Origin of the sequence: Nonomuraea antri, from assembly GCF_013283785.1 — a bacterium.
GTDB classification, from domain to species: Bacteria; Actinomycetota; Actinomycetes; order Streptosporangiales; family Streptosporangiaceae; genus Nonomuraea; species Nonomuraea antri.
In genome coordinates this window covers 1-1,908 of the sequence record NZ_JABCPZ010000500.1, presented here as the reverse complement: position 1 = coordinate 1,908, position 1,908 = coordinate 1, and the positions used below count along the sequence as shown (strand labels likewise).

Genomic DNA, 1,908 nt, shown 5'->3' with positions numbered 1-1,908 from the left:
GCCCGGAGGGGACCGTCCCCCGGACCCAGACGCGGACGGTCCCCTCCGGGCCGCTGCCGGTGACGAGCAGGCCGTCGTCCCCGGCGAACGCCACCTGACCGACACCACCCTCGTCCCTGATCGCGCGCACCCGCCGACCGGTGGCCGACTCGCAGGACCCAGACCTCACCCATGTCATCGGCGACGGCCACCAGGCGGCCGTCCCGGCTCACCGCCACCGCCCGCACCGCCGCCCCGGCGGCACAGGACGTCAGGACCCGCGGCTCGGACCACACACGGCCCGCGGACTCCGGCTGTACATCGGACGTGCCGGGCAGCGCACCGCGATCTAGGAACCCGGCCCGGCCCACGGGTAAACCGATTGGCGAGCGCGGCCGTCGTCCACCATCATGACCAGGCATGAGTGAACAGACCGATCGCTGGACCAAGTCGACCGTATATCCCGACATGTGGGCCGACCCCGACGACGACCCCCGCACCAACGACGTCAGCCCCGACGGCGAATTGCCCACCCTGCTGGACTTCTTGTCGAACTATCGCCTGACGCTCCTGATGAAGTGCGAGGGCCTGACCCCCGAGCAACTGGCCACCCGCTCGGTGCCGCCCTCGACCATGTCACTCCTCGGCCTGCTCCGCCATCTCGCCGAGGTGGAACGCGATTGGCAGAACTGGATCACCACCGGCGAACCCCGGCCGAAGCTGTACGGCGCGCGCGACGCCGACTTCGCGGGCGCCGTGGCCGATCAGGCCGTGGTCGACGGCGCGTACGCCGACCTCGCCCGCGAGCAGGCCGCGACCGACGCCCTGCTGTCCGGGCACGACGACCTGGGCACGCGTCTGGGCAGGGAGAACGTGGCGGTCCGCGAGCTGATGGTGCACATGGTCGAGGAGTACGCCAGGCACTGCGGCCACGCCGACCTGCTGCGCGAGTGCGTGGACGGCCGCGTCGGCCAGTAGCCGGGTTCCAGTCCGAAGCCGTAGATTCACCGGCGGGTCAGCCGGGGCGCAGGGAGTAGGCGGTCACGTCCGGCGGAAGGTCGGCGACGCGTGACAGCGCGCCGGTGCGGATGTTCCAGCCGAGCAGCCGGTCACCGCGCTCGACGAGCACCGTGTCCTGGCCGAGCCAGCCGCGCACCGGGCAGCCGTACTCGCCGCAGTCCGAACCCGACGGCAGGAGCAGCGTCCTGACCACCTGCCCGGATTCGAGGTCGGCCACGACGACCACGCCGGCGGACGGCCCCAGGTCGTCATGGGCGGGCGCGGACACGGCGACCAGGCCGTCCCGCTGCCAGCCGTGCTCGCCCCCGGGCCCGGCGGGCACACGTCCCCGGTCGGTGATGTGCCGGACGGGCAGCGCCACCTCCGCCTCGCCTTCCCTGATGACGGTCGAACCGCCGTCGCCGGGCGAGACGATCCGGACGTCGCGGTAGCCCGCGGTCCCGCCGAAGCCCCGGTACGGCAGCCGGACGGCCTCCCCCGTGGCCAGGTCGAGCAGGTGATCGGCGCCCTCCTGCTCGACGAGGAGCCGGTCGCCGCGCCACAGCACCACCTCGTTGGCGCCCGGCAGCGGGTAGCGCCTGGCCTGGCCGACGACCAGGTCGACGACGACCACCGCGTCCCGCTGCGGGAAGGCGGCCAGCGTGCCGTCGGGGGCGAGCGAGTTCGGCCGCAGCGGCGTGCCGCCCTCCCCGGCGGCGTCCGCCGGGACGTCGAGCGGGACGCGTCCACCGGCCTTCACCAGGTGGATCCGGCCGTCGGCGAACTGCGCCAGCGCCAGGACGGGGCCGGAGAGCGCGGTCACCACCGGGAGCGCGGCCCAGTCGTCCGGCAGCGCGGTGGCCTGACGGGGCAGCCGCGTCTCCCCGCCGGGCGCCGGCGCCGTGTCCAAGGCGGGGGCCGGGACGGCTG

General features: G+C 74.3%; 2 protein-coding genes. One reads left to right on the top strand and one right to left on the bottom strand.

Translation table 11 applies throughout. The annotated features are described in order from the left end of the window. Window positions 1-399: 399 nt before the first annotated feature. Window positions 400-957 carry a DinB family protein gene (locus tag HII36_RS54905; RefSeq protein WP_173531337.1) on the top strand — a complete coding sequence of 186 codons (558 nt, stop codon included), beginning with the start codon at window positions 400-402 and terminating at the stop codon, window positions 955-957. Window positions 958-994: 37 nt separating this feature from the next. Here the strand turns inward: HII36_RS54905 and HII36_RS54900 are convergent. Further along, the coding region (locus HII36_RS54900) for a hypothetical protein (protein WP_217371148.1) at window positions 995-1,908 on the bottom strand (914 nt) is incomplete at its 5' end.